Source organism: Modestobacter lacusdianchii (genome assembly GCF_054177765.1).
Window position 1 is genome coordinate 39,070 of the sequence record NZ_JBJJTJ010000009.1, and the last position, 23,954, is coordinate 63,023.

Here is a 23,954-nt window from a genome sequence, read left to right on the forward strand (position 1 = left end):
CCGCCTCACCTGAGGTGGAGCCGTGCCATGGCGCGGCCTCACATCGGCTCGGGTGGGTCGACCCGGGCAGCCGCCGCGCCGGCGCAGCGTCAGACCACGGCGCCGGCGGTCTCGGGCACCTTGCCCTCGACCGAGCGGCGCAGCGCCGCGTGCAGCGACTCCGGGGTGAGGACGCCGCAGAACCGGTCGCCGTCGAGCACCGCGACCCAGCCGGCCTCCAGCTGCAGCATGGTCGAGAACGCCGTCTTGAGGGTCGCGTCGATCGGCACCCAGGCCTCCATCCGCCGGGCGGCGTCGCGGACGGTGCCGCTGCCGGCGGCGCGCTCGAGGGAGATCCAGCCGTGCAGCGCCTGCCGGTCGTCGAGCACGACCGCCCACCGGGCGCCGGACCGGTCGAGCGCGGTGCGGGCATCGGCCAGCCGGTCGTCGACGTGCACCACCGGCGGCTGCTCGAGGTCGGCCATGTCGATGCCGGTCACCGCCAGCCGCTTGAGGCCGCGGTCGGCGCCGACGAAGTCCGCGACGAACGGGGTGGCCGGAGAGCCCAGCAGCTCCGCGGGCGCGGCGAACTGCTCGACCGTGCCGCCCTCGCTCATCACCGCGATCCGGTCGCCGAGCCGCACGGCCTCCTCGATGTCGTGGGTGACGAAGACGATCGTCTTGCGCACCGTCTCCTGCAGCCGCAGGAACTCCGACTGCAGCCGCTCGCGGACGATCGGGTCGACAGCGGAGAACGGCTCGTCCATCAGCAGCACCGACGGGTCGGCGGCCAGCGCCCGGGCGACGCCGGCGCGCTGCCGCTGGCCGCCGGAGAGCTGGTGGGGGTAGCGGTCCCCGTGCGCCGCGGGGTCGAGCCCCACCAGCTGCAGCAGCTCCTCGACCCGGTCCCGGGTACGGGCCTTGTCCCAGCCCAGCAGACGGGGGACCGTGGCCACGTTGCGGCGCACCGTCTGGTGCGGGAAGAGGCCGACGTTCTGGATGACGTAGCCGATCCGGCGGCGCAGCTGCACGGGGTCGACCCGGGTGACGTCGTCGGCGCCGAGCAGGATCCGGCCGCTGCTGGGCTCGATGATCCGGTTGATCATCTTCATCGTGGTCGTCTTGCCGCAGCCGGAGGGGCCCACCAGCACGGTCAGCTCGCCGGCGGCGAAGGTCAGGTCGAGCTCACGCACCCCGACGGTGCCGTCGGGGTAGACCTTGCTCACGCCCTCGAGCCGGATCTCCTCGGCGCCGGAACCGGCGGGCGGTGCGAGCTCGGGGGAGGGAGCAGTAGCGTCCACGGCGTGGCCTTCCTGGCAGGCGCCCCATGCTGAGCGCGGCGAGCACCATGGTCCTCGCAGTCGATGCGGCGCCGAACCCGTGGTTCGACCCGTCCTACGTGTCGGGCAACTGGAGCTCCATCCTGCCCCTCCTGGGCGAGCACGTGCGGCTCACCGTCGCCGCGGTCGCGCTCGGCACCCTGCTCGCGTTCCCGCTGGCGCTGCTCGCCCGGCGCAGCCGGTGGCTGGCCGGGTCGGTGCTCGGGCTGTCCACGCTGATCTACACGATCCCGTCGCTGGCGATGTTCGCCTTCGTCGCGCCGGTCACCGGTCTCACCGCCACCACCGTGCTGGTCGGGCTGGTGCTGTACTCGCTGGTGGTCCTGGTGCGGAACTTCCTGGCCGGGCTGCAGTCGGTGCCGGCCGACGTCCGTGAGGCGGCGCTCGGCATGGGCTACGGCAGGGCGCGCACCCTCTGGCAGGTCGAGGTGCCGCTGGCCCTGCCCTCGATCATGGCCGGCCTGCGGGTGGCCACCGTCTCCACGGTCGCGCTGGTGACGGTCGGCGTCATCGTCGGCCACGGCGGCCTGGGCCAGCTGATCACCGGTGGGTTCGCGGCGAACTTCTACCGGGCCGAGATCGTCACCGGCGCCGTCGGCTGCGTGCTGCTGGCCCTGCTGGCCGACCTGCTGCTCGCCGGGGTCGGCCGTGCGCTGACCCCCTGGGCCCGTGGAGCACGGTCGTGAACCTGCTGCAGGACGCCGTCCGCTACCTCAACGACCCGTTCAACTGGACCCGGGCGAACGGCATCCTCGAGCTGCTCGGCCAGCACCTGCGCATCTCGGCGCTGGCGGTGCTGGCGGCGATGGCGATCGGCATCCCCGTCGGGGCCGTCCTCGGGCACGTCGGGCGTGGCGGCGGCTTCGCGGTCGCGCTGTCCAACGTCTCGCGCGCCGTCCCGACGCTGGCGCTGCTGACCGTGTTCGCGGTGACCCCGATCGGCTTCGGGCCGACCGCGACGACCATCGCGCTCGCCCTGTTCGCCATCCCGCCGGTGCTCACCAACACCTACGTCGGGTTCCGGGGCGTCGACCGGGACGTCGTCGAGGCCTCCCGCGCGATGGGGATGAGCGGGCGGCAGGTGCTCCTGCGCGCCGAGCTGCCGCTGGCCACCCCGTTGATGATGACCGGGGTGCGCACCGCCGCCGTCCAGGTGGTGGCCACGGCAACGCTGGCCGCGCTGGTGGCCGGCGGCGGGTTGGGGCGGATCATCACCCTGGGCTTCCGCCAGCAGGACTACGGCGCCGTGCTGGCCGGGGCGATCGTGGTGGCGGCGCTGGCGGTGCTCACCGAGCTGCTGCTCGCCGCGGTCAGCTGGGCGCTCACGCCGGGGGAGAAGCGGCTGCCGTTCGGCCGGGTGCGCGCCCGCCGGGCCGCCGTCGCCGGGGCGGCCGCCGCGCGCTGACCGCTCCACCGCAGGTCAGCACGGTGGTGCACAACGGACTTGCCACGAGGCGGTCCGGGGAGTTGGATCAACGGCCGCGGGAGACCTCCCGCCAGACACGCGTGGCCGTCCGACAGCGGGCGCCACGGGACACAGAAGGCGGAGCTGATGCGCGCACGCGCCCACTTCCTGACCCCTCTCGCACTCGCCGCCGTCCTGACCACCGCCGCGTGCGGTGAGTCCGGCTCCTCGGGCACCGGCGGCAGCGCCGACTCCGGCGGGTCGGGCGCCTCCGGCGACGCCTGCGCGCCGGTCGCCGGCGACCAGCTGGTGGTGCTCGAGGACGACCAGCAGCTGCAGAACGCCGACAACATCATCCCGGCGGTCAACGCCGCGGCCGCCGCGGCGAACCCGGCGCTGCTGGAGACGCTGGACAGCGTCTCCGAGGTGCTCACCACCGACCAGCTGATCGAGATGAACGCCGCCGTCGACGTGCAGCGGCAGAGCGCCGAGGACGTCGCCGCGGCCTACGTCGCCGAGCAGGGGCTGGACGCCGGCGTCTCCGGTGGCAGCGGGCCGATCGTGGTCGGCGCCGCCGACTTCACCGAGTCGCAGGTGCTGGCCAACGTCTACGCCGACGTGCTGAACGCCGCCGGCTTCTCGGCCACCGTGCAGACCGTCGGCAACCGGGAGCTCTACCTGCCGGCGCTGCAGCGCGGGGAGATCCAGGCGTTCCCCGAGTACCTGGCCACCGTCACCGAGTTCATCGAGGCCGACGACGCGACGCAGGTCGCCTCCGGTGACGTCGACGAGACCGTCGCGGCGCTGACCCCGTTGGCCGAGCAGGCCGGCCTGGTGTTCGGCGAGCCGGCCGAGGCCGCCGACCAGAACGCCTTCGCCGTGACCACCGAGTTCGCCGACTCCCTCGGGGTCAGCACGCTCTCCGAGCTGGCCGACGCCTGCGGCGACGGCTCGCTGGTGCTCGGTGGGCCCGGCGAGTGCCCGGAGCGCCCGCAGTGCCAGCCGGGCCTGGAGGAGACCTACGGCCTGGACTTCGCCAGCTTCAGCGAGCTGGACGCCGGTGGCCCGCTGACCAAGGCCGCCATCCAGCAGGGTGAGGTCTCGATCGGCCTGGTCTTCAGCTCCGACGGCGCGCTCGCCCAGGGCTGAGGAACGACCTGGCCGACACACCGGGCCCGGTACCGCATCGCGGTGCCGGGCCCGGTGTGTCTAGTACCAGCCGCCGGGGGGCAGCTGCTCGCCGGCGGTGACGGGGGTGGTCACCCGGTTGCCCTCCGGGGCCAGCGGGCAGGTCCAGCGCGGGTCGTAGGCGCACGAGGGGTGGTAGGCGAAGTTGAGGTCGACCACCAGCCGGCCGCCGGACCCGCCGAGGTCGGCGCTCTTGATCGTGTCCAGCAGGTAGCGGCCGCCGCCGTAGGTCGTCGTCCCGGCGGTGCCGTCGCGCAGCGGCAGGAAGAGCCCGCCGGCGTAGCCACCGATCCACCACACGTCCAGCCGGCCCACGTCGCCCAGGGTCACCCAGCCGATCCGGTCCAGCACCACGACACCGTCGGCGGCGGTCGGCACCTCCCGGCGCTCGGGGTCGACGTCGGTGTCGAGCGGGACGACGAAGCGCAGGTCGGGGTCGTAGGGGGCGAACGGCAACCCCGCGAAGGCACCCCGGGCGGTCGCGCCCAGCGGTGAGTCGGGGTGGTCGGCGAGCAGCGCGTCGCGGCCGGCCCGCCAGGTGTGCCAGCCGGTCTCGGGGTCGTCGGCGGCCCGGACGTCGGTGTAGAGCGCGGCCACCCGGCGCCGCCAGTCCAGCAAGGAGAGGGTCACCGGGCCCAGCCTGCCACCGCCCGGGCGGCTGACCCGCCGCACACCGGCGCGGATGACCGCCTGAACGCGGTCGGTCACCGTAAGGTGAGGACCATGGCAGGTCGTCGGGACGACAGCGGTCCCGGTCGAGGGGACCTCCCACCGGTCCCGCGGCGTCCGGGAGCGGCCCGTCCCGTCCCGGGCCCCGTCGCCGACCGTCCTCGAGCCGATCACCCGGCCGTCGGCCGAGCCGGTGTGGGCCGTCCTGCCGTCGACCGGCCCCTGCCCGAGCTGCAGGAGCCCGGCGACGACCCGGCGACCCCGTCGAGCCGGCGCGGCTGGCTGGCCGGCGGCCTGGTCCTGGCCGGCGGTGCCACCGCCGCCGTCTTCTTCACCGACGACCCGGTGTACCTGCGCGTCGCGCTGCTCGCGGTCTGCTGGGCCTTCGTGATCGCCGCGTTCCTGGCGGGCAGTCGCCGCGCCGACCAGGTGGCCGCCGCCGGCCGGGAGGCCGAGCTCCGGCACGCCTACGAGCTCGAACTGGAGCGCGAGGTCGCCGCCCGGCACGAGCACCAGCTGCAGCTGGAGAGCCGGCTGCGGCAGGAGGCCGAGCAGGGGATGCGGGACGAGCTGACCCGGCTGCGCAGCGAGCTCGCCGGCTTCTCCCGGCTGGAGCAGGACCTCGCCGCTGTGACGGAGCTGCGCAGCGAGCTCGCCGCGCTCACTGAGGTCCGCGGCGAGCTGGCCGGGCTCGGACAGGTGCGCGCCGAGCTCGCCGGGCTCGCGGAGCTGCGCGCCGACCTGGGCCGGATGCGCAGCGAGCTCACCGAGCAGCTGTCCGGTGAGCTGCTGGTCGAGCGCATGGTCATGCGCGCCCAGTCGGTCCGCGGGCCCGCGCAGCCGTCCCCGCACGCCGGCAGCCCCCGGACGCTGGACGTCTCACCCTGGGAGTCACCCGCGGTGGCCTGGGACGTCGACCACTGGGAGTCGACCCGGACCGACCTCCCGGCACCGGCACCGGCCGAGCCCGCGCCCCGGGTGATCGCGACACCGCCGCCGGTGCCCCCGCGCGCAGCCGAGACCCCGCCGACGGAGGCCGACCTGCCGCCCCGGCCGCCCTCGCCCCTCGAGTGGCTGGTCGAGGAGTCGGTGCTGGAGCCGTGGGTCGAGCCCAGCCCCAGGTCGCCGCTGCAGTGGCTGGGGGACCGGGCACTGCTGGACGACGCCGGTCGGCCGACCGGTGAGCTGCCGGTGGTCCCGATGCCCGCACCGTCCCCGCCGCCGGTGCCCACGACCGGGTCGCCGCGTCGCCACCGCCGGGCCGCCGAGCCCGACGACGAGGACGACGTGCGCCCGGCCGGCCGCCGCCGCAGCCACGCCGCCGCGGAGGAGACCGTGCCGTCGACTTCCGCGGCCGACCAGGCGGCCTGGGCGACCTGGACACCGCCGGTCAGCTCCGCCGAGCCGATGGACCGCGACGCGGGGGAGCTGCCGGGCGTGAGCGCTGCCGAGCCGCCGGTCGAGACCCCCTGGTGGGAGACGTCCCTGCCGTCGACGTCCGAGGGGACGTCGACCGGTGCGTCGACGTCCGTCGGGTCGTCCTGGGAGCCGGCTCGATCCTGGGAGCAGCCGTCCTGGGAGCAGCCGTCCGGGGAGGCGCCGTCCCCCGCGGCTGCGGCGCACGAGGTGCCGTCGTGGGAGTCGTCGTCCTACCGGACCCACCTCGACGAGACCCCGTCCTCGGAGGCGCCGTCCCACGAGGCGCCGTCCCCGGAGGTGCCGTCCTATGAGGTGCCGTCCTATGAGACGCCGTCCTGGACGTCCGGGTCCGTCGGGACGACCACCGCGGGCGACGCCCCGTCGTCCGGGACGTCCTGGTCGGGCGGCCCGGCGGACGACCTGTGGTCCACCCCGGCCTGGTCGCCGGCGCCGGCGGAGCGGCCGGCCGCCACGTCCTCCCCGGCACCGGAGCCGGCGCCGCAGGGGCACGCCCGGCTGGAGCAGATCCTGGCCCAGAGCGGGGTCGAGGCGCCCAGCGGCGGACGGTCCCGCCGTCGGCGCTACCGCGAGGAGGGCGAGGACGCCGGCGACGACGTCCTCGCCCGGGTGCTCGGCCAGCGGTAGCCGGCCCCCGGCCCCCGCCCCCGACCTCGCCCGGCCCCCTTGCAGGGCCCCGCCGCGAGCTCGCGAGTGGTGGGGGGCAAGGGGGGTCCTTCGTCAGATGGGGCCGCGGGAGAGCGCGCCGCCGTCGAGCACCAGCGTCTGCCCGGTGACCCAGCCCGCCTGGTCGCTGAGCAGGTAGGCGGCCGCCTCGCCGATGTCCTCGGGCACGCCGAGCCGGCCCACCGGGTACTGGCCGCCGAGCTCGTCCTCGCGGCCGGTGAACAGCGCCTCGGCGAAGCGCGTCTTCACCACGGCCGGGGCGACGGCGTTGACCCGCACCTTGGGGCCGAGCTCCACGGCCAGCTGCGTGGTGAGGTTGATCAGCGCGGCCTTGCTCACCCCGTAGGCGGCGATGCCCTCGCTGGACTTGAGCCCGGCCACCGACGCCACGATCAGCACCGAGCCGCCGTGCTCGGACATCCACGCCTTCCACGCCTCCTGCACCAGGCCGAGGCTGGAGACGACGTTGGTGTCCAGGATCTTGCGGAAGGCGTCGAGCGGGGCGTCCATCAGCGGCCCGAACACCGGGTTGATGCCGACGTTCCCGACCAGCACGTCCAGGCTGCCGAAGGTGTCGATGGCGGTGCGGACGGCCTCCGCGCGGTGCTCGGCGTCCCCGGCGTTGCCCGCGACGGCGACCGCCTTCTCCGGGCCACCCAGGGTCTCCACCGCCTCGGCGAGCGCCTCGGGCTTGCGGGCGGTGATCACCACCCGGGCGCCGCGGTCGACCAGTGCCTGGGCGATGCCGAGACCGATGCCCCGGCTCGCACCGGTCACCAGTGCGGTGCGTCCCTCGAAGCTGCTCACCGTGCTCCTCCTGCTGGTCCGAGCCGGCTCCGCTGCCGGCGCCGGCTCAACGTAACCGGCCGTGCGGTGGCCCGTCCGGGCACCCGGGTGAGTCAGGACACACCTCAGCAGCGTTGCCGGGGGCGCAGGGGAGGCACAGACTCGCCTCCGGCGGCACCCCCGCGTGGCACACCTCCCGGTGGCCGCAGCGGACCGGGCCGCCGGCTCGCCAGCGACACCGCACCACCAGCTCCACCTGCGGTCCACGACGACGTGGGCCGACGCGATCCGAGTCCGGTACCCGCCAGGGACTGGAACGAGAGGTGCACCGGGATGTCGAACCGTCCCCCGCGCGCGGCCGACCGCGCGCGCCCCGCCGTCCCCGCCGCCGGGCTGCTCCCGGCCGCGGCCGCCCCCGCCCGCCTCCGCGTGGGCGTCGTCGGCGCCGGCCGGGTCGGTGCGGTGCTCGGCGCTGCGCTCGCCGCCGCCGGACACGACGTGGTCGCCGCCTCGGGCCTGTCCAGCGACTCGCAGCGGCGCGCCGCCCGGCTGCTGCCCGGCGTCCCGCTGCGGCCCGCCGACGAGGTGGTCGCCACCAGCGACCTGGTCGTGCTCGCCGTCCCCGACGACACGCTGCCCGGGCTGGTCACCGGGCTCGCCGAGACCGGCGCGTGGCGCCGCGGCCAGCTGCTCTTCCACACCTCGGGCGCGCACGGCCTGGCCGTCCTCGAGCCGGCCGAGCGCGCCGGCGTCCTCTCCCTCGCCCTGCACCCGGTGATGACCTTCACCGGCGGCCCGGAGGACCGCGACCGGCTCGTGGCCGCGCCCTTCGGCGTGACCAGTCGGCCGGAGCACCGGGCCGTCGCCGAGACCCTCGTGCTGGAGATGGGCGGCGAGCCGGTCTGGGTCGCCGAGGCCGACCGCGGGCTCTGGCACGCGGCCCTGGTCACCGGCGCGAACCACCTGGTCACCCTGGTCGCCGAGGCCGCCGACCTGCTGCGCACCGCCGGGGTCGACGACCCGGCCCGGGTGCTGACCCCGCTGCTGACCGCCGCGCTGGAGGGCGGTCTGCGCCGTGGTGACCAGGCGCTCACCGGTCCGGTCAGCCGGGGGGACGTCGGCACGGTCGCCGCCCACCTGCAGACGCTCACCGAACGGGCGCCGTCCTCGGTCGACGCCTACGTGGCCATGGCCCGGCGGACCACCGAGCGGGCGCTGGCGTCGGGCCGGCTCCGCCGGCACGAGGGGACGCCGCTGCTGGACCTGCTCGACTCGGCCGAGGAGACCGCCCGATGACCGCCACGACCCGCCCGGCGGTCGCCGAGACCACCGCCGAGCTGCACACCCGCCGCGCCGCCCTGCCGGGCCCGGTGGTGCTCGTGCCGACCATGGGCGCGCTGCACGAGGGGCACCGCACGCTGGTGCGCGCCGCCCGCGAGCGCGGTGGCAGCGTGGTCGTCTCGGTGTTCGTCAACCCCACCCAGTTCGGCCCGGGGGAGGACTTCGACCGCTACCCCCGCACCTGGGACGCCGACCTCGCCGCGCTGGCCGAGGAGGGCGCCGACCTGGTGTTCCACCCGCCGGTGGACGAGGTCTACCCGCCCGGGTCGCTGGGCGTGACCGTGCAGCCCGGCCCGCTGGGCGACGTCCTCGAGGGCGCCGTGCGGCCCGGGCACTTCGCCGGCGTGCTCACCGTCGTGGCGAAGCTGTTCGGGCTGGTCCGCCCCGACGTCGCGGTGTTCGGCGAGAAGGACTACCAGCAGCTGACGCTGATCCGGGCGATGGCCCGCGAGCTGGCCCTGGGCGTGGAGGTCGTCGGCGTGCCCACGGTCCGCGAGGACGACGGCATGGCGCTGAGCTCCCGCAACCGCTACCTCTCCGCGGAACAGCGCAGCACCGCGGCGGCGTTGTCCAGAGCACTGCGGGCCGGAACCGCAGCCGGACCGGAGGGCGCCGGCGCCGTCCTCGCTGCCGCCCGCGAGGTGCTGGCCGCCGCGCCCGGTCTGCTCCAGGACTACCTGGAACTGACCGATCCAGACCTGGGACCGGCGCCCGCCACCGGCCCCGCCCGACTGCTGGTCGCCGCCCGCGCCGGCAGCACCCGACTGATCGACAACACGGCCGTAGAACTGGGGAGCCCCCGATGATGCGCACCATGCTCAAGAGCAAGATCCACCGGGCCACGGTGACCCAGGCCGACCTGCACTACGTCGGGTCGGTCACCGTCGACGAGGACCTGATGGACGCCGCCGACCTGCTGGCCGGTGAGCAGGTGGCGATCGTCGACGTCACCAACGGCGCCCGGCTGGAGACCTACGTCATCCCCGGCGAGCGGGGCACGGGCGTGCTCGGCATCAACGGCGCCGCTGCGCACCTGGTGCACCCCGGCGACCTGGTGATCCTGATCAGCTACGGCCTGATGGACGAGACCGAGGCGAAGTCGTACCTGCCCAGGGTGGTGCACGTCGACGCCGACAACCGCGTCGTCGAGCTCGGTGCCGACCCCTCCGCCCCGGTGCCCGGTGCCGACGACCACGAACGCAGCCCGCTTGCGGTCGAGCGTCCTCGGCCCCGTCCCGGGTTCCCTCGCGAGCCTGCGAGTGGAGGGCAGGACGGGGTCCTTCCACCGCTCGGCGTCCCGATCCGGTGACCCTCGCCGCGGAGCCGGTGACCGGCCTGCCGTTGCGGCTGCGCGCGCCCGAGCCGGGCTGGGAGTTGACCGCCGACGTCTGTGTGGTCGGCTCCGGGGTCGCCGGCCTCTGCGTGGCGCTGCACGCCCGCGCCGCCGGGCTGTCGGTCGCCGTGGTCACCAAGGTCGAGGTGGACGACGGCTCGACCCGCTGGGCGCAGGGCGGTATCGCCGCCGTCCTCGACCCGGCCGACACCCCGGCCGCGCACGCCCGGGACACCGAGGTGGCCGGGGTCGGGCTCTGCGACCCGGCCGCGGTGCAGGCGCTGGTCACCGAGGGGCCGGCGCGGCTGCACCAGCTGATCAGCTGGGGCGCTGCCTTCGACCGCGACCCGTCCGGCCGGCTGCTGCTCACCCGGGAGGGCGGGCACTCCACCGACCGGATCGTGCACGCCGGTGGTGACGCCACGGGTGCGGAGGTGCAGCGCGCGCTGCGCGACGCGGTGGCCGCCGACCCCGGGGTCACGCTGGTCGAGCACGCGATGGTGCTGGACCTGGTGCGGGACGCCGACGGGCGGGCCGCCGGGGTCACCCTGCACGTGCTCGGCGAGGGCAGCGCGGACGGCGTCGGCGCGGTGCGCTCGCGCGCGGTGGTGCTGGCCACCGGCGGCATGGGGCAGGTGTACGCGGCGACCACCAACCCGGGCGTCTCCACCGGCGACGGGGTGGCGCTCGGCCTGCGGGCCGGGGCGGTCGCCACCGACCTGGAGTTCGTGCAGTTCCACCCCACGTCGCTGTACCTGGGCCCGGCGGCCCGCGGTCAGCAGCCGCTGGTCTCGGAGGCACTGCGCGGCGAGGGCGCGGTGCTGCGCGACGGGGCCGGCGAGCGGTTCATGACCGGCGTCCACGAGCTCGCCGAGCTGGCCCCCCGGGACGTCGTCGCCAAGGCGATCACCCGGGTGCAGTTGCGCGACGGGGTCGACCACGTCTGGCTGGACGCCCGCGCGGTGCCCGGCCTCGCGGACCGCTTCCCGACCATCGTGGCCCGCTGCCGCGAGGCCGGGATCGACCCGGTCACCGAGCTGGTGCCCGTCACCCCGGCCGCGCACTACGCCTCCGGCGGGCTGGCCACCGACCTGACCGGCCGCACCACCGTCCCGGGCCTCTACGCCTGCGGGGAGGTGGCCTGCACCGGCGTGCACGGGGCCAACCGGCTGGCGTCGAACTCGCTGCTGGAGGGCCTGGTCTTCGCCGGCCGGATCGGGGCGGCGCTGGCCCGGGAGCTGCCGGTGCCCGCTCCCGCCGCGCCCGCCGACGAGCGGCCCGAGGGCCTGGTCGACGTCGCCGCCCGCGCGCCGCTGACCGCCACCATGTCGGCCCGGGTCGCCGCGCTGCGCAGCGGTCCCGGGCTCGCCGAGGCGGCCGGCCGGCTGGCGGCGCTGGCCGAGCGGACCACCGCCGTCCCGGGGGTGCCCGGCTGGGAGACCACCGACCTGCTCACCGTGGCCACCGCGATCACCGCTGCGGCCGCCGCGCGGCAGGAGACCCGCGGCTGCCACTGGCGGGAGGACCACCCCGACGCCGCCGACGACTGGCGGGTGCACCTCGACGTCCGGCTGGACGCCGAGGGCGGGGTCCGGCTGACCCGCCGTCCGGTCGGCACTGCCGTGGCGGTGGACTGGTGAGCGAGCATGACCCGGTGACCACACCGGCGAGCCGATCGCTGCCCACCGACCCCACCGACCTGACCGGCACCGGCCTGGCCGCCGGCTGGGTCGACGAGCTGGTCGAGCGCACCCTCACCGAGGACCTCACCGGCGGTGCGCCGCTGCCCAGCGCCCCCGACGTCGCCGTCGGCTACGACGTGACCAGCGCGGCCACCGTGCCCGGCACCCGGTTCGGCACCGCCGACCTGGTCGCCCGCGCCGACGGCGTCGTCGCCGGCCTGCCGGTGGCCGCCCGGGTGTTCACCCGGCTCGCCCCGGGGGCCACCCTCACCGCGGGCGCCACGGACGGCGACCGGGTGCGCCGCGGCGACGTGCTGCTGACCGTGCGCGGGCCGGTGCGGGCGCTGCTGGCCGCCGAGCGCAGCGCGCTGAACATCGCCAGCCGGGCCAGCGGCATCGCCACCGCCACCCGGGCCTGGGTCGATGCGGTGGCCGGCACCGGCGCCGTCGTGCTGGACACCCGGAAGACCACGCCGGGGCTGCGGCCGCTGGAGAAGTACGCGGTGCGCTGCGGCGGCGGGTCGAACAAGCGGATGGGCCTCTACGACGTGGCGATGGTCAAGGACAACCACGTCGCCGCCGCCGGGTCGGTGGCCGCCGCCGTCGCGCTGGTCCGCGAGCGGGCGCCCCGGGTCACCGTGCAGGTCGAGTGCGACACCCTCGACCAGGTCGGCGAGGCGATCGACGCGGGCGCGGACTTCCTGCTGCTGGACAACATGACCCCCGACCAGCTGCGGCAGGCCGTCACGCTGGTCGGCGACCTGGACGTCGACCTGGAGGCCACCGGCGGGCTGACCCTGGACGTCGCCCGGGAGGTCGCCGACACCGGCGTCGACTACCTCTCCGTCGGGGCGCTGACCCACTCGGCGCCGATCCTCGACCTCGCGCTCGACCTGCGAACGGACTGACGTGCTGCTCACCGTCGACGTCGGCAACAGCCAGACCGTGCTCGCCACCTTCGACGGCGACCGGCGGGTCGACTGCTGGCGGGTGACCACCGCCCCGCACGCCACCGCCGACGAGCTGCACATGCTCTGGCGGGCGCTGCTGCGCGACACCGAGGTCACCGGCGTCGCCGCCTGCTCGACCGTCCCGGCGCTGCTGCCCGCGCTGCGCCAGCTGCTGGACCGGCTCGCCGTCCCGGTGACGCTGATCGGGCCGGGGGTGCGCACCGGGGTGCCGTTGCACGTCGACAACCCCCGCGAGGTGGGCGCCGACCGGGTGGTCACCGCGCTGGCCGCCCACGAGCTCTTCGGGCGGCGCCCCGACGGCAGCGGCCGGCCGGTCGTGGTCGTGGACTTCGGCACCTCGACCAACGTGGACGCGATCGGGCCCGACGGGCAGTTCCTCGGCGGGGCGCTGGCCCCCGGGGTGGAGGTGAGCCTGGAGGCGCTGGCCACCCGGGCCGCGCAGCTGCGGTCGGTGGAGCTCACCGTGCCACCGCAGGCGATCGGCAAGAACACCGTGGCCGCGCTGCAGTCCGGTCTCGTCCTGGGCTTCGCCGGGCTGGTCGACGGCCTGGTCGCCCGGATCGCCGCGGAGCTGGTCGCGCAGTTCGGGTCGGCCCCGGTGGTCGTGGCCACCGGCGGGCTGCACCGGCTGGTGGCCGACAGCTGCCGCTCGATCGGGGAGCGTGAGCCCGATCTCACCGTGCACGGGTTGCGGCTGGCCTTCGCCCGCGATCGGGCCAGCGGTGGCGGGACGTCGTCCCGGCGCCCGTAGGCTCGCAGCCGTGAGTGGAGAACCGCCCAGCCTGCCCGACGACGAGCTCCCGGAGCAGCTGCGGGTCCGGCGGGCCAAGCTGGACCGGCTGCGCGAGGCCGGCATCGACCCCTACCCGGTGACCGTCGCCCGGACGACGGGCCTGGCCGAGGTCCGTGCCGCGCACCCCGACCTGGAGCCGGACACGATGACCGGCGAGCAGGTCGGCGTGACCGGGCGGGTGATCTTCTCCCGGAACACCGGCAAGCTCTGCTTCGCGACGCTGCGCGAGGGCGACACCGAGCTGCAGGTGATGCTGTCGATCGACCGGGTCGGCGAGGAGGCGCTCGCCGCCTGGAAGGCCGACGTCGACCTCGGCGACCACGTGCTCGTCACCGGCGAGGTCGGGACGTCGCGCCGCGGCGAGCTGTCGGTGTTCGCCGACTCCTGGCAGCTGGCGGCCAAGGCGCTGCGGCCCCTGCCGGTGGCGCACAAGCCGATGAGCGAGGAGCTGCGGGTCCGCCGCCGCTACGTCGACCTGATCGTGCGCGACGAGGCCCGGCGCACCGTCGCCCAGCGGGCCACCGTCAACGCCACGCTGCGCGCCGGGCTGACCCGGCGGCAGTTCCTCGAGGTCGAGACGCCGATGCTGCAGACCGTGCACGGTGGGGCCACCGCCCGGCCGTTCCGCACGCACATGAACGCCTTCGACCTCGACCTCTACCTGCGCATCGCCCCCGAGTTGTTCCTCAAGCGCTGCATCGTCGGCGGGCTCGACCGGGTCTTCGAGATCAACCGCAACTTCCGCAACGAGGGTGCCGACTCGTCGCACTCGCCGGAGTTCGCGATGCTCGAGTTCTATGCCGCCCACGGCGATTACACCGACGGTGCCCGCATCACCCGGGAACTCATCCAGGAATGTTGCGAGGCCCTGTTCGGCGACCAGGTGGCACGACACAACGACGGCACCGAGGTCGACCTCTCCGGAGAATGGCCGCAGGTCAAGCTGTACTCGGTGGTCTCGGATGCCGTCGGTGAGGAGGTCACCCCGCAGACCCCGGTCGAGCGGCTGCGCGAGATCGCCGAGCGGCACGAGGTCGGCGTCGACCCGGCGTGGCTGCCCGGGAAGGTCGTGGAAGAGCTGTTCGAGGCCCTCGTCCAGCACACCCTCCAGTCGCCGACCTTCGTCATCGACTACCCGATCGACACCTCGCCGCTGACCCGCGCCCACCGCACCGACCCCGGTGTGGCGGAGAAGTGGGACCTCTACATCGGCGGGATCGAGCGCGGCACGGGCTACTCCGAGCTGGTCGACCCGGTCGTCCAGCGGGAGCGGTTCACCCAGCAGGCGCTGCTGGCTGCCGCCGGCGACCCCGAGGCGATGCAGTTGGACGAGGACTTCCTGGAGGCGCTCGAGTACGGGATGCCGCCCACCGCGGGCGTCGGCATGGGGATCGACCGCCTGATGATGACCCTCACCGGTCTGGGCATCCGGGAGACGATCCTGTTCCCTCTGGTGCGCCCACTGCACCAATAGGTCACCTGTCCGGGTCATTCTCCTGGGGAAATGCAACGGGATTGGCGGAATTGACACCGACTGTGGTGCAATGACCGGCGTCGAACACGGGGCAGCAATTTCGACGGTCCACATGCCCGTAGCAACAGGAGTGAGCAGACAAATGGCACGCAAGGTCCAGGTGATCCTGAGCGACGACCTCGACGACAGCATCCCCGCTGACGAGACGGTCACCTTCGCCCTCGACGGGACGACGTACGAGATCGACCTGTCGGAGAAGAACGCCTCGGAGATGCGTGACGTCTTCGGGAAGTACGTCTCGGCGGCGCGGAAGGTGAGCAGCCGGGGCACCCGCACCTCCGGTGCCGGCCGTTCCCGCGCGACCGGCGGCGGTGGCCGGATGGACCGCGAGCAGGCCGGCGCGATCCGCGACTGGGCGCGCAAGAACGGTCACGAGGTCAGCGACCGCGGCCGCATCCCGGCCAGCGTCGTCGAGGCCTACGAGGCCGCGCACTAAGGCCTCATCCGGAGGCTCGCGGCGCGCGAAGCGCGTCGGGAGGAGGACGAGGTCCTTCCTCCCCTCGCCCCCCACCACGAGCAAGCTCGCGGCGGGGCCCTGCGAGGGGGCCGTTCCAGCACGTCACCGGCGCGCGGAGCGCGTCGCGAGGAGGACGACGTCCTTCATCCCCTCGCCTGCGGCCCGGCACCTCATCGAGGTGCCGGGCCGTCGTGCGTCCGCTGTCGGCGTAACCGCGGCGGAACAGTGCCAGTGGGACGACAGTTGACTCCTACGAGCCCCCGATCCGGTCCGACGGCCTGGTCTCGACGCCGATCGGGTGGTGCGAACTACAGTGGAGCGACCGGTGCCCCAGCGCGCCGACGAACGTCGGGTGTCCACCGTCCCCTTCGAGGGGCACGAGCACAGCAGGTCCAGCCGGTCAGAGGAGAAGCAGCAGATGTTCGAACGGTTCACCGACCGAGCCCGTCGGGTGGTCGTCCTGGCCCAGGAAGAGGCCCGGATGCTCAACCACAACTACATCGGCACCGAGCACATCCTCCTGGGCTTGATCCACGAGGGTGAGGGCGTCGCCGCCAAGGCGCTCGAGTCGCTCGGCATCTCGCTGGAGGGCGTCCGCCAGCAGGTGGAGGAGATCATCGGCCAGGGCCAGCAGGCCCCGTCCGGCCACATCCCCTTCACGCCGCGCGCCAAGAAGGTCCTGGAGCTGTCGCTGCGCGAGGCGCTGCAGCTCGGCCACAACTACATCGGCACCGAGCACATCCTGCTGGGTCTGATCCGCGAGGGCGAGGGCGTCGCCGCCCAGGTCCTGGTCAAGCTCGGCGCCGACCTCAACCGCGTCCGCCAGCAGGTCATCCAGCTGCTGTCCGGCTACCAGGGCAAGGAGCCGGCCGCCGCCGGCGGGCCCGCCGAGGGCACCCCGTCGACCTCGCTGGTCCTCGACCAGTTCGGCCGCAACCTGACCCAGGCCGCGCGCGACTCCAAGCTCGACCCGGTCATCGGGCGGGCCAAGGAGATCGAGCGGGTCATGCAGGTGCTGTCCCGCCGCACCAAGAACAACCCGGTGCTGATCGGTGAGCCCGGCGTCGGCAAGACCGCCGCCGTCGAGGGCCTGGCTCAGGCCATCGTCAAGGGCGAGGTGCCCGAGACGCTGAAGGACAAGCAGCTCTACACCCTCGACCTCGGCGCCCTCGTCGCCGGTTCCCGCTACCGCGGTGACTTCGAGGAGCGGCTGAAGAAGGTCCTCAAGGAGATCCGCACCCGCGGCGACATCATCCTGTTCATCGACGAGATCCACACCCTCGTCGGGGCGGGCGCCGCCGAGGGCGCGATCGACGCCGCCAGCATCCTCAAGCCGATGCTGGCGCGCGGTGAGCTGCAGACCATCGGCGCCACCACGCTGGACGAGTACCGCAAGCACCTGGAGAAGGACGCCGCGCTCGAGCGCCGCTTCCAGCCCATCCAGGTCAGCGAGCCGACCCTCGCCCACACGGTGGAGATCCTCAAGGGCCTGCGCGATCGCTACGAGGCGCACCACCGGATCAGCATCACCGACAGCGCCCTGGTGGCTGCCGCGACGCTGGCCGACCGGTACATCTCCGACCGCTTCCTCCCGGACAAGGCGATCGACCTGATCGACGAGGCCGGCGCCCGGATGCGGATCAAGCGGATGACCGCCCCGCCGGACCTGCGCGAGTTCGACGACCGGATCGCCGGCATCCGCCGCGAGAAGGAGTCGGCGATCGACGCCCAGGACTTCGAGAAGGCCGCTGCCCTCCGGGACACCGAGAAGCAGCTGCTGGGCGAGAAGGCCGAGCGCGAGAAGCAGTGGAAGGCCGGCGACATGGACGTCGTCGCCGAGGTCGACGACGAGCAGATCGCCGAGGTCCTCGCCAACTGGACCGGCATCCCGGTGTTCAAGCTCACCGAGGAGGAGACCTCGCGTCTGCTCCGCATGGAGGACGAGCTCCACAAGCGGATCATCGGCCAGGAAGAGGCCATCAAGAGCGTCAGCCAGGCGATCCGGCGCACGCGGGCGGGCCTCAAGGACCCGCGCCGTCCCGGTGGCTCGTTCATCTTCGCCGGCCCCTCGGGTGTCGGTAAGACCGAGCTGGCCAAGGCGCTCGCGCAGTTCCTCTTCGGCGAGGACGACGCCCTCATCCAGATCGACATGGGCGAGTTCCACGACAAGTTCACCGTGTCTCGGCTCGTCGGTGCCCCTCCCGGCTACGTCGGTTACGACGAGGGTGGCCAGCTGACCGAGAAGGTGCGGCGCAAGCCGTTCTCGGTGGTCCTCTTCGACGAGATCGAGAAGGCGCACGCCGATGTCTTCAACACGCTGCTCCAGGTGCTGGAGGACGGCCGGCTGACCGACGGTCAGGGCCGGATCGTGGACTTCAAGAACACGATCCTGATCCTGACCACGAACCTCGGTACGCGGGACATCTCCAAGGCCGTCGGCCTCGGCTTCCAGGCCGGGAACGACAACCAGAGCAACTACGAGCGGATGAAGCTCAAGGTCAACGAGGAGCTCAAGCAGCACTTCCGGCCCGAGTTCCTCAACCGCATCGACGACATCGTCGTGTTCCACCAGCTGACCGAGAACGAGATCATCCACATCGTGGACCTCATGCTCGGCCGCCTGGAGACGCAGCTGTCGAACAAGGACATGTCCCTGGAGGTCACCCCGGCGGCGAAGAAGCTCCTCGCCGCCCGTGGCTTCGACCCGGTCCTGGGTGCCCGGCCGCTGCGCCGGACCATCCAGCGGGAGATCGAGGACGCGCTCTCGGAGAAGATCCTCTACGGCGAGCTGGCCGCTGGTCAGATCATCGTGGTGGACGTCGAGGAGAACGCCGACCCGACCGCCTCGACCTTCACCTTCCGCGGTGAGGCCAAGCCGATCGACCTGCCCGACACCCCGCCCGTCGCCCTCACCGGCGCCGACGGCGAGGACGACGGCCCGGCGGCAGCCCAGGCCGAGTGACACCACGCCCGTCTCCGGACGGGTCATGACCAAGGGCCGTCCCCCGCGCGAGCGGGGGGCGGCCCTTTGTCATGCCCCCCGGACCGCCCGAACCCCCGCGCGTGACCGCCCCCCGCGCTTTCGCGCGACGAAGCCCCGCGCTCTCGCGCGATGAAGCTCCGTGCTTTCGCGCGATGAAGCTCCGTGCTTTCGCGCGATGAAGCCCCGCGCTTTCTCGCGATGAAGCTCCGCGCTTTCGCGCGATGAAGCCCGCGCGCTGTGGTGAGGGCGGACGGGGGTCAGTGGGGGAGCGCGAACCGGCCGTCGGGGGTCTGCTCGACCAGGCCGTCGACCAGCAGCGAGTCCAGGCACCGGGACCGCTGCACGGCGTCGTCCCAGGTCGCGGTCAGGGCCTCGGCCGGCACCGGCCCGTCTGCCGCGCGCAGCACGTCCAGCAGCCGTCCTCGGACCTGCCGGTCGGTTCCGGCGAACTTCTGCACCCGCCGTGCCGGGCCGTCGTGAGCGGGGGAGCCGGACAGCCGCCACGCGCAGCGCTCGCGCACCGGGCAGACCCCGCACCGCGGCGTCCCGGCGACGCAGACCAGCGCCCCCAGCTCCATGACCGCGACCGAGAACCGGACGGCGCGGGCGTCGTCGACCGGAGCGAGGGCGGCGATGTCGGCCAGGTCGGACGCACGGGCCGACGCCGCCTCCGCCCGGCCGTGCACCAACCGGGCGACCACCCGGCGCACGTTGGTGTCCACCACCGGCTGGCGACTGCCGTACCCGAAGCAGGCGACCGCCCGCGCGGTGTAGGTGCCGACCCCCGGCAGCGCCTCGAGCTCGGCGACGTCTGCGGGCACCACGCCGGCGTGCCGCTCGGTGATCGCGACGGCGGCCTCCCGCAGCCGCAGGGCGCGCCGTGGGTAGCCCAGCTTCCCCCAGGCGCGGATGACGTCCGCCGGGGTGGCGGCGGCCAGGTGTGCGGGGGTCGGCCAGCGCTCCAGCCAGGCGCGCCAGACCGGCTCGACCCGGGCGACCGGGGTCTGCTGCAGCATCACCTCGCTGACCAGCACCGCCCACGGGTCGGTGCCGGGCGCACGCCACGGCAGGTCCCGGGCCGCGCCGGCGTACCAGTCGACGACCACCTCACCGACCGGGACGTCGACGGGGCCGGCCTCGGGCAGGGGAGTGCTCACAGGCGTCCAGTCTGCCCCCGACGGTGCGGCTGCCGGTGCGGTGGTGGGTGGGTCCTGCCGCCACGCTGGGTCACCAAGCGCCGGGCGTCGGCGGCGGGCGGCGCGCCCCTGATCGACGAGCACTCGGGATGCGTGGCGTGGCGTGCCTGCGTGGAGCGGACAGCCGGTTAGCGTCGCGGCGTGCTGCACCCGGTCGGCCCGCTGCCAGCCTCCGTCTACTGGCGGCGGCGTCTGCTGGCCCTCGGCTGCGCCCTGGGTGTGCTCGGCGGTGGGGGATGGGTGGCCGTGGCCGCTGCGACCGGTGACGCCAACACATCGACCGACGTCGCCGGGGAGGCCGCGGCGGCAGCGGCACCCATCCCGGGCCTGGAGCAGGTGGTGCCCGCCCTGGCCGCCGTCCAGCTGCCCACCGTCCCGCCGACGACCGCACCGGCGCCGCCCGCGCCGGAGCCGGCCGCTGATGAGGTGCCCGCGCCGCCGGCGCAGGTGGCCGGTGGTCCGTGCGGCGACGACATGATCGCGGTGGAGGTGCGCCCCGACCCGGCCAGCGCACCCGTCGGCAGCAAGCCGACGTTCGACCTGGTGGTCACGAACACCTCGCCGGTGTCCTGCGTCCGCGACCTGGACAAGGCGCTGCAGGAGATCGTGCTGCTGGACCTGACGGGCACGCGGGTGTGGGGCAGCAACGACTGCTTCCCGGAGACCACGACCGACCAGCGCACGCTGCAGCCGGGCGAGACCGCCGTCTTCCCGGTGCTCTGGGGCGGACTGACCAGCGTCCCGGGCTGCACCGGCGACCGGGCGACACCGCCGCCTGGCGACTACGTGCTGCGCGCGCGGCTGGACACCGACACCAGCGCCGACGCCGCGTTCACCCTGACCTGACGGGCGCGGGGGTCGTCAGGCTCGCTGCGGGCCCTCCGTCAGCTGTAGCGGTCGAGGATCGAGGTCTCTGCGAGCCGGGACAGGCCCTCGCGGATGCCCCGGGCCCGGGCCTCGCCCACGCCCTCGACGGCCAGCAGGTCCTCGATGGTGGCGGCCAGCAGCTTCTGCAGCCCGCCGAAGTGGCTGACCAACCGGTCGATGATGCTGGCCGGCAGCCGGGGCACCCGGGCGAGCAGCCGGTAGCCGCGCGGGCTGACCGGGGAGTCGAGGGCGTCGGGGGACGTCGGCAGCCCGTAGCAGCGGGCGACGGCGGAGAGGTCGAGGAGCTCGGTGGCCGACAGTGCCCGCAGGTCGCCGAGCACCTCCTCGCCGGTGCGCTCCCGGCGACCGCTGGGCAGGTAGTCGCGGACCAGCAGACCGCGGTCCTCCTCGACGCCGGCGAGCATCTCGTCCAGCTGCAGGGCCAGCAGGCGGCCGTCGGTGCCCAGCTCGACGACGAAGCCCTCGATCTCGTCGGCGATGCGGCGGACCATCTCCAGGCGCTGGCTGACGCTCATCGCGTCGCGCACGGTGACCAGGTCCTCGATCTCCAGGGCAGAGAGGGTGCTGGCGACCTCGTCGAGGCGGAGCTTGTAGCGCTCGAGCGCGGCCAGCGCCTGGTTGGCCCGGGCGAGGATCGTGGTCGGGTGCTCGAGGGTGTACCGGCGGCCGGCCACGTACACCGAGATGATGTGCATCGACTGGCTGACCGAGATGACCGGGAAGCCGGTCTGCAGCGCCACCCGCTCCGCGGTGCGGTGTCGCGTGCCGGACTCCTCGGTGGGGATCGTCGGGTCGGGCATCAGGTGCACCCCGGCGCGGACGATCCGGGTGCCGTCGTAGGAGACGATCACCGCGCCGTCCATCTTGGCCAGCTCGCGGAGCCGGGTGGCCGACAGCGCGACGTCCAGGGCGAACCCGCCGGTGCACAGCGACTCGACCACCCGGTCGTAGCCGAGCACGATCAGCGCCCCGGTGCGGCCGGCGAGGATCCGCTCCAAGCCGTCCCGGAGGGCGGTACCAGGGGCGATCCGACCGAGCAGTTCCCGCAGTGCGGCCTCAGAGTCCACAGCGGGGGGCACGAGCGCTCCTGACGGTCGGTGGTCCTGCGTCCGATCTTACGGGGCGGGGGTGCGGCGCTGACCACCTCGGGTCATCCGGAGGGCGGACGCGAGGTGGTGCCGGTCGCACAGCGTCACCAGAGCCGGGCGAACGCGGCACCGATGTCGGGCACCTCGATCAACCGCAGGCCCTTCGGCGCCGGGCCGGAGTCCTCGGGCACGAGCGCGGCGGTGTAGCCCTGTCGGGCCGCCTCGGCCAGCCGGCGGCCGGTGCCCCCGACCCGGCGGATCTCGCCGGACAGCCCCACCTCACCCAGGGCGATCATGCCGTGCGGCAGCGGGCGGTCCTTGGACGCCGAGGCGATCGCCAGCGCCAGCGCCAGGTCTGCGGCCGGCTCCACGATCCGCACGCCCCCGACGGAGGCGGCGAACACGTCCGCGTCGGCCAGGCGGACCCCACCCCGTCGCTCCACCACGGCGTTGACCATCGCCACCCGCTGTGAGTCCAGCCCGCTCACCGCCCGCCGGGGCGAGCCGCCGCCACCCGCGGTGGCCACCAGCGCCTGCACCTCGGCCAGCAGCGGCCGGCTGCCCTCCATGGTGACGGTGACGCAGCTGCCGGGCACCGGGGCCGACCGGCGGGACACGAACAGGTGCGAGGGGTCGGGCACCCCGACGACGCCGCCGTCGCCGATCTCGAAGCAGCCGATCTCGTCGGCCGGGCCGAACCGGTTCTTGGTGGCCCGGACCATCCGGAGCGTCGAGTGCCGCTCGCCGTCGAAGGAGACGACCACGTCGACCAGGTGCTCCAGCGCGCGCGGGCCGGCGATCGCGCCGTCCTTGGTGACGTGGCCGACCAGGATGGTGGTCATCCCGCGCCCCTTGGCCACCGCGGTGAGCGCGCTGGCCACCGCGCGGACCTGGGTGGCCCCGCCGTCGGTGCCGTCGACGGCGGGGGAGCGGACGGTCTGCACGCTGTCGAGCACCAGCAGGGACGGGTTCACGTCGTCGACGTGGGAGAGGACGGCGGACAGCTCGGTCTCGGCCGCGAGGTAGAGGTCGTCGTGCAGGGCGCCGATCCGCTCGGCGCGCAGCCGGACCTGGGCGGCGGACTCCTCGCCGGAGACGACCAGGGTCGGGCCGTTGGTCGCGGCGACCCGGTGCGCCACCTCCAGCAGCAGGGTGGACTTGCCGACGCCGGGCTCGCCGGCGACCAGGAGGACGGCCCCGGGCACGAGCCCGCCGCCCAGCACCCGGTCGAACTCGGCGATCCCGGTGGGCACGGCGCGGGCACCGGCCAGCTCGACCTGGGCGATCGGCCGCGCCTTGGCGCTCACCGGCCCGGCGGAGACGGCGCGGAGCGAGGAGGCGACCGCGCCGACCTCCTGGATGCTGCCCCAGGCCTGGCACTCCGGGCAGCGACCGACCCACTTGGGGGAGGTGTAGCCGCACTCGGAGCACCGGTGGGCAGGACGGGCGGACTTCACACCGGATGCTGGCACGCCGCCATGGTGGCGGCGGGGTACGACAGTCCGGGGGGAGCGGACGACCAGCAGGTCACTCGGACCCGCCGGCCTCCTCGCCCTCGCCGTGGTGGAAGTCGAAGCCCTCGCCGCGGGGGAGGTCGCGGGACGCGATGCCGACCGGGACGGCGACGGTGACCTCGCCGGCCTCCTCGAAGGTGAAGGTGACGTCGACGTACTGGCCGACGCCGATCTCCTCCGACAGGCCGATCAGGGTGACCGCAGGGCCCGAGCCGTCGCTCATGTGCAGCACGCCGTCGGCGGGGACGGTGAGACCGAGGTCGTCGCTCGCGGCACCGTCGGCCGCCGCGGCCTCCGCGGAGGGGTCGACGACCTCGACGTCGTCGAACGCCTCACCGGTGATCGAGACGAGCGTGTCGTCGGTGGAGGCGGTGCTGGCGACCGCGCCCACCAGCCGGGCGTCGCTGCCGCTGGCGTACTGCCCGCCGGTCGGGTAGGGGAGCTGCAGGTTGCGCAGGCTCAGCGCACCCACGTCGGCGCTGTTGCCGATGTTCTGCTCCTGGGTGTTGGTCTGCGCCACCTGGCCTGCGCTGCAGGCGGTGAGCACGACCGGGGACAGCAGCAGGGCACCCATCGCGGCAGCGCGCAGTGCGCGGTTCACAGCGTCGACCTCCAGGAGACGTGATCGGCCACCGAGGACGCCGGTGGACGAGTCGCGCAGAGCCTAACGGTCACCTGAGGATGTCCGCTGGGAGGTGAGGTCG

At 74.4% G+C, this 23,954-nt stretch carries 21 protein-coding genes; 14 read left to right on the forward strand and 7 right to left on the reverse strand.

The window, feature by feature from the left end; genetic code table 11:
• Nucleotides 1-89: 89 nt before the first annotated feature.
• Nucleotides 90-1,280 carry an ABC transporter ATP-binding protein gene (locus ACJTNH_RS08590; RefSeq protein ID WP_458174607.1) on the reverse strand — a complete coding sequence of 397 codons (1,191 nt, stop codon included), beginning with the start codon at nucleotides 1,278-1,280 and terminating at the stop codon, nucleotides 90-92.
• A 47-nt stretch (nucleotides 1,281-1,327) separates the two neighbouring features.
• Here ACJTNH_RS08590 and ACJTNH_RS08595 point away from each other — a divergent pair, with 47 nt between their 5' ends.
• The 3 genes from ACJTNH_RS08595 to ACJTNH_RS08605 all read left to right on the forward strand — a co-directional run bounded on the left by ACJTNH_RS08595 (nucleotide 1,328) and on the right by ACJTNH_RS08605 (nucleotide 3,873).
• Nucleotides 1,328-2,005: an ABC transporter permease gene (locus ACJTNH_RS08595; protein ID WP_458174609.1), complete on the forward strand. Its 678-nt coding sequence runs from the start codon at nucleotides 1,328-1,330 to the stop codon at nucleotides 2,003-2,005.
• The gene (locus ACJTNH_RS08600; protein ID WP_458174610.1) at nucleotides 2,002-2,724 is read left to right on the forward strand and encodes an ABC transporter permease; all 723 of its coding nucleotides are present in this window, start codon (nucleotides 2,002-2,004) and stop codon (nucleotides 2,722-2,724) included. Before ACJTNH_RS08595 ends, ACJTNH_RS08600 begins: the two co-directional genes overlap by 4 nt.
• 147 nt (nucleotides 2,725-2,871) lie before the next feature.
• A complete protein-coding gene (locus ACJTNH_RS08605; protein ID WP_458174612.1) occupies nucleotides 2,872-3,873 on the forward strand; it encodes a glycine betaine ABC transporter substrate-binding protein in 1,002 nt (333 codons plus the stop codon).
• Between the two features lie 60 nt (nucleotides 3,874-3,933).
• On the opposite strand, the gene ACJTNH_RS08610 is transcribed toward ACJTNH_RS08605, so the two are convergent.
• The gene (locus tag ACJTNH_RS08610) at nucleotides 3,934-4,542 is read right to left on the reverse strand and encodes a DUF1684 domain-containing protein (protein ID WP_458174614.1); all 609 of its coding nucleotides are present in this window, start codon (nucleotides 4,540-4,542) and stop codon (nucleotides 3,934-3,936) included.
• Between the two features lie 234 nt (nucleotides 4,543-4,776).
• Here ACJTNH_RS08610 and ACJTNH_RS08615 point away from each other — a divergent pair, with 234 nt between their 5' ends.
• A complete protein-coding gene (locus tag ACJTNH_RS08615) occupies nucleotides 4,777-6,645 on the forward strand; it encodes a DUF6779 domain-containing protein (RefSeq protein WP_458174615.1) in 1,869 nt (622 codons plus the stop codon).
• A gap of 93 nt (nucleotides 6,646-6,738) precedes the next feature.
• On the opposite strand, the gene ACJTNH_RS08620 is transcribed toward ACJTNH_RS08615, so the two are convergent.
• Complete coding sequence (locus ACJTNH_RS08620) at nucleotides 6,739-7,491, reverse strand: SDR family oxidoreductase (protein ID WP_222192476.1); 753 nt, start codon at nucleotides 7,489-7,491, stop codon at nucleotides 6,739-6,741.
• 312 nt (nucleotides 7,492-7,803) lie between these two features.
• On the opposite strand from ACJTNH_RS08620, the gene ACJTNH_RS08625 reads away from it, so the two are divergent.
• The 9 genes from ACJTNH_RS08625 to ACJTNH_RS08665 all read left to right on the forward strand — a co-directional run bounded on the left by ACJTNH_RS08625 (nucleotide 7,804) and on the right by ACJTNH_RS08665 (nucleotide 18,543).
• Nucleotides 7,804-8,766, forward strand: coding sequence for a Rossmann-like and DUF2520 domain-containing protein (locus tag ACJTNH_RS08625; RefSeq protein WP_458174617.1), 963 nt, complete (start codon nucleotides 7,804-7,806; stop codon nucleotides 8,764-8,766).
• The gene (gene panC / locus ACJTNH_RS08630) at nucleotides 8,763-9,617 is read left to right on the forward strand and encodes a pantoate--beta-alanine ligase (RefSeq protein WP_458174619.1); all 855 of its coding nucleotides are present in this window, start codon (nucleotides 8,763-8,765) and stop codon (nucleotides 9,615-9,617) included. Before ACJTNH_RS08625 ends, panC begins: the two co-directional genes overlap by 4 nt.
• Complete coding sequence (panD, locus tag ACJTNH_RS08635) at nucleotides 9,614-10,120, forward strand: aspartate 1-decarboxylase (RefSeq protein WP_458174621.1); 507 nt, start codon at nucleotides 9,614-9,616, stop codon at nucleotides 10,118-10,120. Before panC ends, panD begins: the two co-directional genes overlap by 4 nt.
• Nucleotides 10,117-11,784: an L-aspartate oxidase gene (locus ACJTNH_RS08640; protein ID WP_458174623.1), complete on the forward strand. Its 1,668-nt coding sequence runs from the start codon at nucleotides 10,117-10,119 to the stop codon at nucleotides 11,782-11,784. The genes panD and ACJTNH_RS08640 overlap by 4 nt, the downstream gene beginning before the upstream one ends.
• Nucleotides 11,781-12,734: a carboxylating nicotinate-nucleotide diphosphorylase gene (nadC, locus tag ACJTNH_RS08645; RefSeq protein WP_458174625.1), complete on the forward strand. Its 954-nt coding sequence runs from the start codon at nucleotides 11,781-11,783 to the stop codon at nucleotides 12,732-12,734. The genes ACJTNH_RS08640 and nadC overlap by 4 nt, the downstream gene beginning before the upstream one ends.
• Nucleotide 12,735: 1 nt before the next feature.
• Entirely contained in the window at nucleotides 12,736-13,548 is an 813-nt protein-coding gene (locus tag ACJTNH_RS08650) for a type III pantothenate kinase (RefSeq protein ID WP_458174627.1), read from the forward strand.
• A gap of 10 nt (nucleotides 13,549-13,558) precedes the next feature.
• Nucleotides 13,559-15,064, forward strand: a complete 1,506-nt coding sequence (lysS, locus tag ACJTNH_RS08655; protein WP_458174629.1) for a lysine--tRNA ligase — start codon at nucleotides 13,559-13,561, stop codon at nucleotides 15,062-15,064.
• A 142-nt stretch (nucleotides 15,065-15,206) separates the two neighbouring features.
• Nucleotides 15,207-15,560 (forward strand): histone-like nucleoid-structuring protein Lsr2, encoded by a 354-nt coding sequence (locus tag ACJTNH_RS08660; protein WP_458174631.1) that lies wholly within the window; start codon nucleotides 15,207-15,209, stop codon nucleotides 15,558-15,560.
• A 439-nt stretch (nucleotides 15,561-15,999) separates the two neighbouring features.
• Nucleotides 16,000-18,543 (forward strand): ATP-dependent Clp protease ATP-binding subunit, encoded by a 2,544-nt coding sequence (locus tag ACJTNH_RS08665; protein ID WP_458174802.1) that lies wholly within the window; start codon nucleotides 16,000-16,002, stop codon nucleotides 18,541-18,543.
• 278 nt (nucleotides 18,544-18,821) lie between these two features.
• Here the strand turns inward: ACJTNH_RS08665 and ACJTNH_RS08670 are convergent, their stop codons facing one another.
• Nucleotides 18,822-19,721 (reverse strand): A/G-specific adenine glycosylase, encoded by a 900-nt coding sequence (locus ACJTNH_RS08670; RefSeq protein WP_458174633.1) that lies wholly within the window; start codon nucleotides 19,719-19,721, stop codon nucleotides 18,822-18,824.
• Between the two features lie 180 nt (nucleotides 19,722-19,901).
• Between ACJTNH_RS08670 and ACJTNH_RS08675 the strand changes: the two genes are divergently transcribed.
• A complete protein-coding gene (locus ACJTNH_RS08675; protein WP_458174635.1) occupies nucleotides 19,902-20,606 on the forward strand; it encodes a MucR family transcriptional regulator in 705 nt (234 codons plus the stop codon).
• Nucleotides 20,607-20,644: 38 nt separating this feature from the next.
• On the opposite strand, the gene disA is transcribed toward ACJTNH_RS08675, so the two are convergent.
• From disA to ACJTNH_RS08690, 3 genes are all read right to left on the reverse strand, one after another.
• Entirely contained in the window at nucleotides 20,645-21,727 is a 1,083-nt protein-coding gene (gene disA, locus ACJTNH_RS08680) for a DNA integrity scanning diadenylate cyclase DisA (protein WP_458174637.1), read from the reverse strand.
• A 113-nt stretch (nucleotides 21,728-21,840) separates the two neighbouring features.
• Complete coding sequence (gene radA / locus ACJTNH_RS08685; protein ID WP_458174639.1) at nucleotides 21,841-23,208, reverse strand: DNA repair protein RadA; 1,368 nt, start codon at nucleotides 23,206-23,208, stop codon at nucleotides 21,841-21,843.
• A gap of 55 nt (nucleotides 23,209-23,263) precedes the next feature.
• On the reverse strand, nucleotides 23,264-23,851 hold the full coding sequence (locus ACJTNH_RS08690) for a copper chaperone PCu(A)C (protein ID WP_458174641.1): 588 nt from the start codon (nucleotides 23,849-23,851) through the stop codon (nucleotides 23,264-23,266).
• Between the last annotated feature and the right edge of the window lie 103 nt (nucleotides 23,852-23,954).

What these genes read in the sequence shown, in the direction of transcription:
- ACJTNH_RS08595 (WP_458174609.1), top strand. Translation starts at nt 1,328, where the DNA reads ATGGTCCTCGCAGTCGATGCGGCGCCGAACCCGTGGTTCGACCCGTCC.
- ACJTNH_RS08605 (WP_458174612.1), top strand. Translation starts at nt 2,872, where the DNA reads ATGCGCGCACGCGCCCACTTCCTGACCCCTCTCGCACTCGCCGCCGTC.
- ACJTNH_RS08625 (WP_458174617.1), top strand. Translation starts at nt 7,804, where the DNA reads ATGTCGAACCGTCCCCCGCGCGCGGCCGACCGCGCGCGCCCCGCCGTC.
- panC (WP_458174619.1), top strand. Translation starts at nt 8,763, where the DNA reads ATGACCGCCACGACCCGCCCGGCGGTCGCCGAGACCACCGCCGAGCTG.
- panD (WP_458174621.1), top strand. Translation starts at nt 9,614, where the DNA reads ATGATGCGCACCATGCTCAAGAGCAAGATCCACCGGGCCACGGTGACC.
- ACJTNH_RS08660 (WP_458174631.1), top strand. Translation starts at nt 15,207, where the DNA reads ATGGCACGCAAGGTCCAGGTGATCCTGAGCGACGACCTCGACGACAGC.
- ACJTNH_RS08665 (WP_458174802.1), top strand. Translation starts at nt 16,000, where the DNA reads ATGTTCGAACGGTTCACCGACCGAGCCCGTCGGGTGGTCGTCCTGGCC.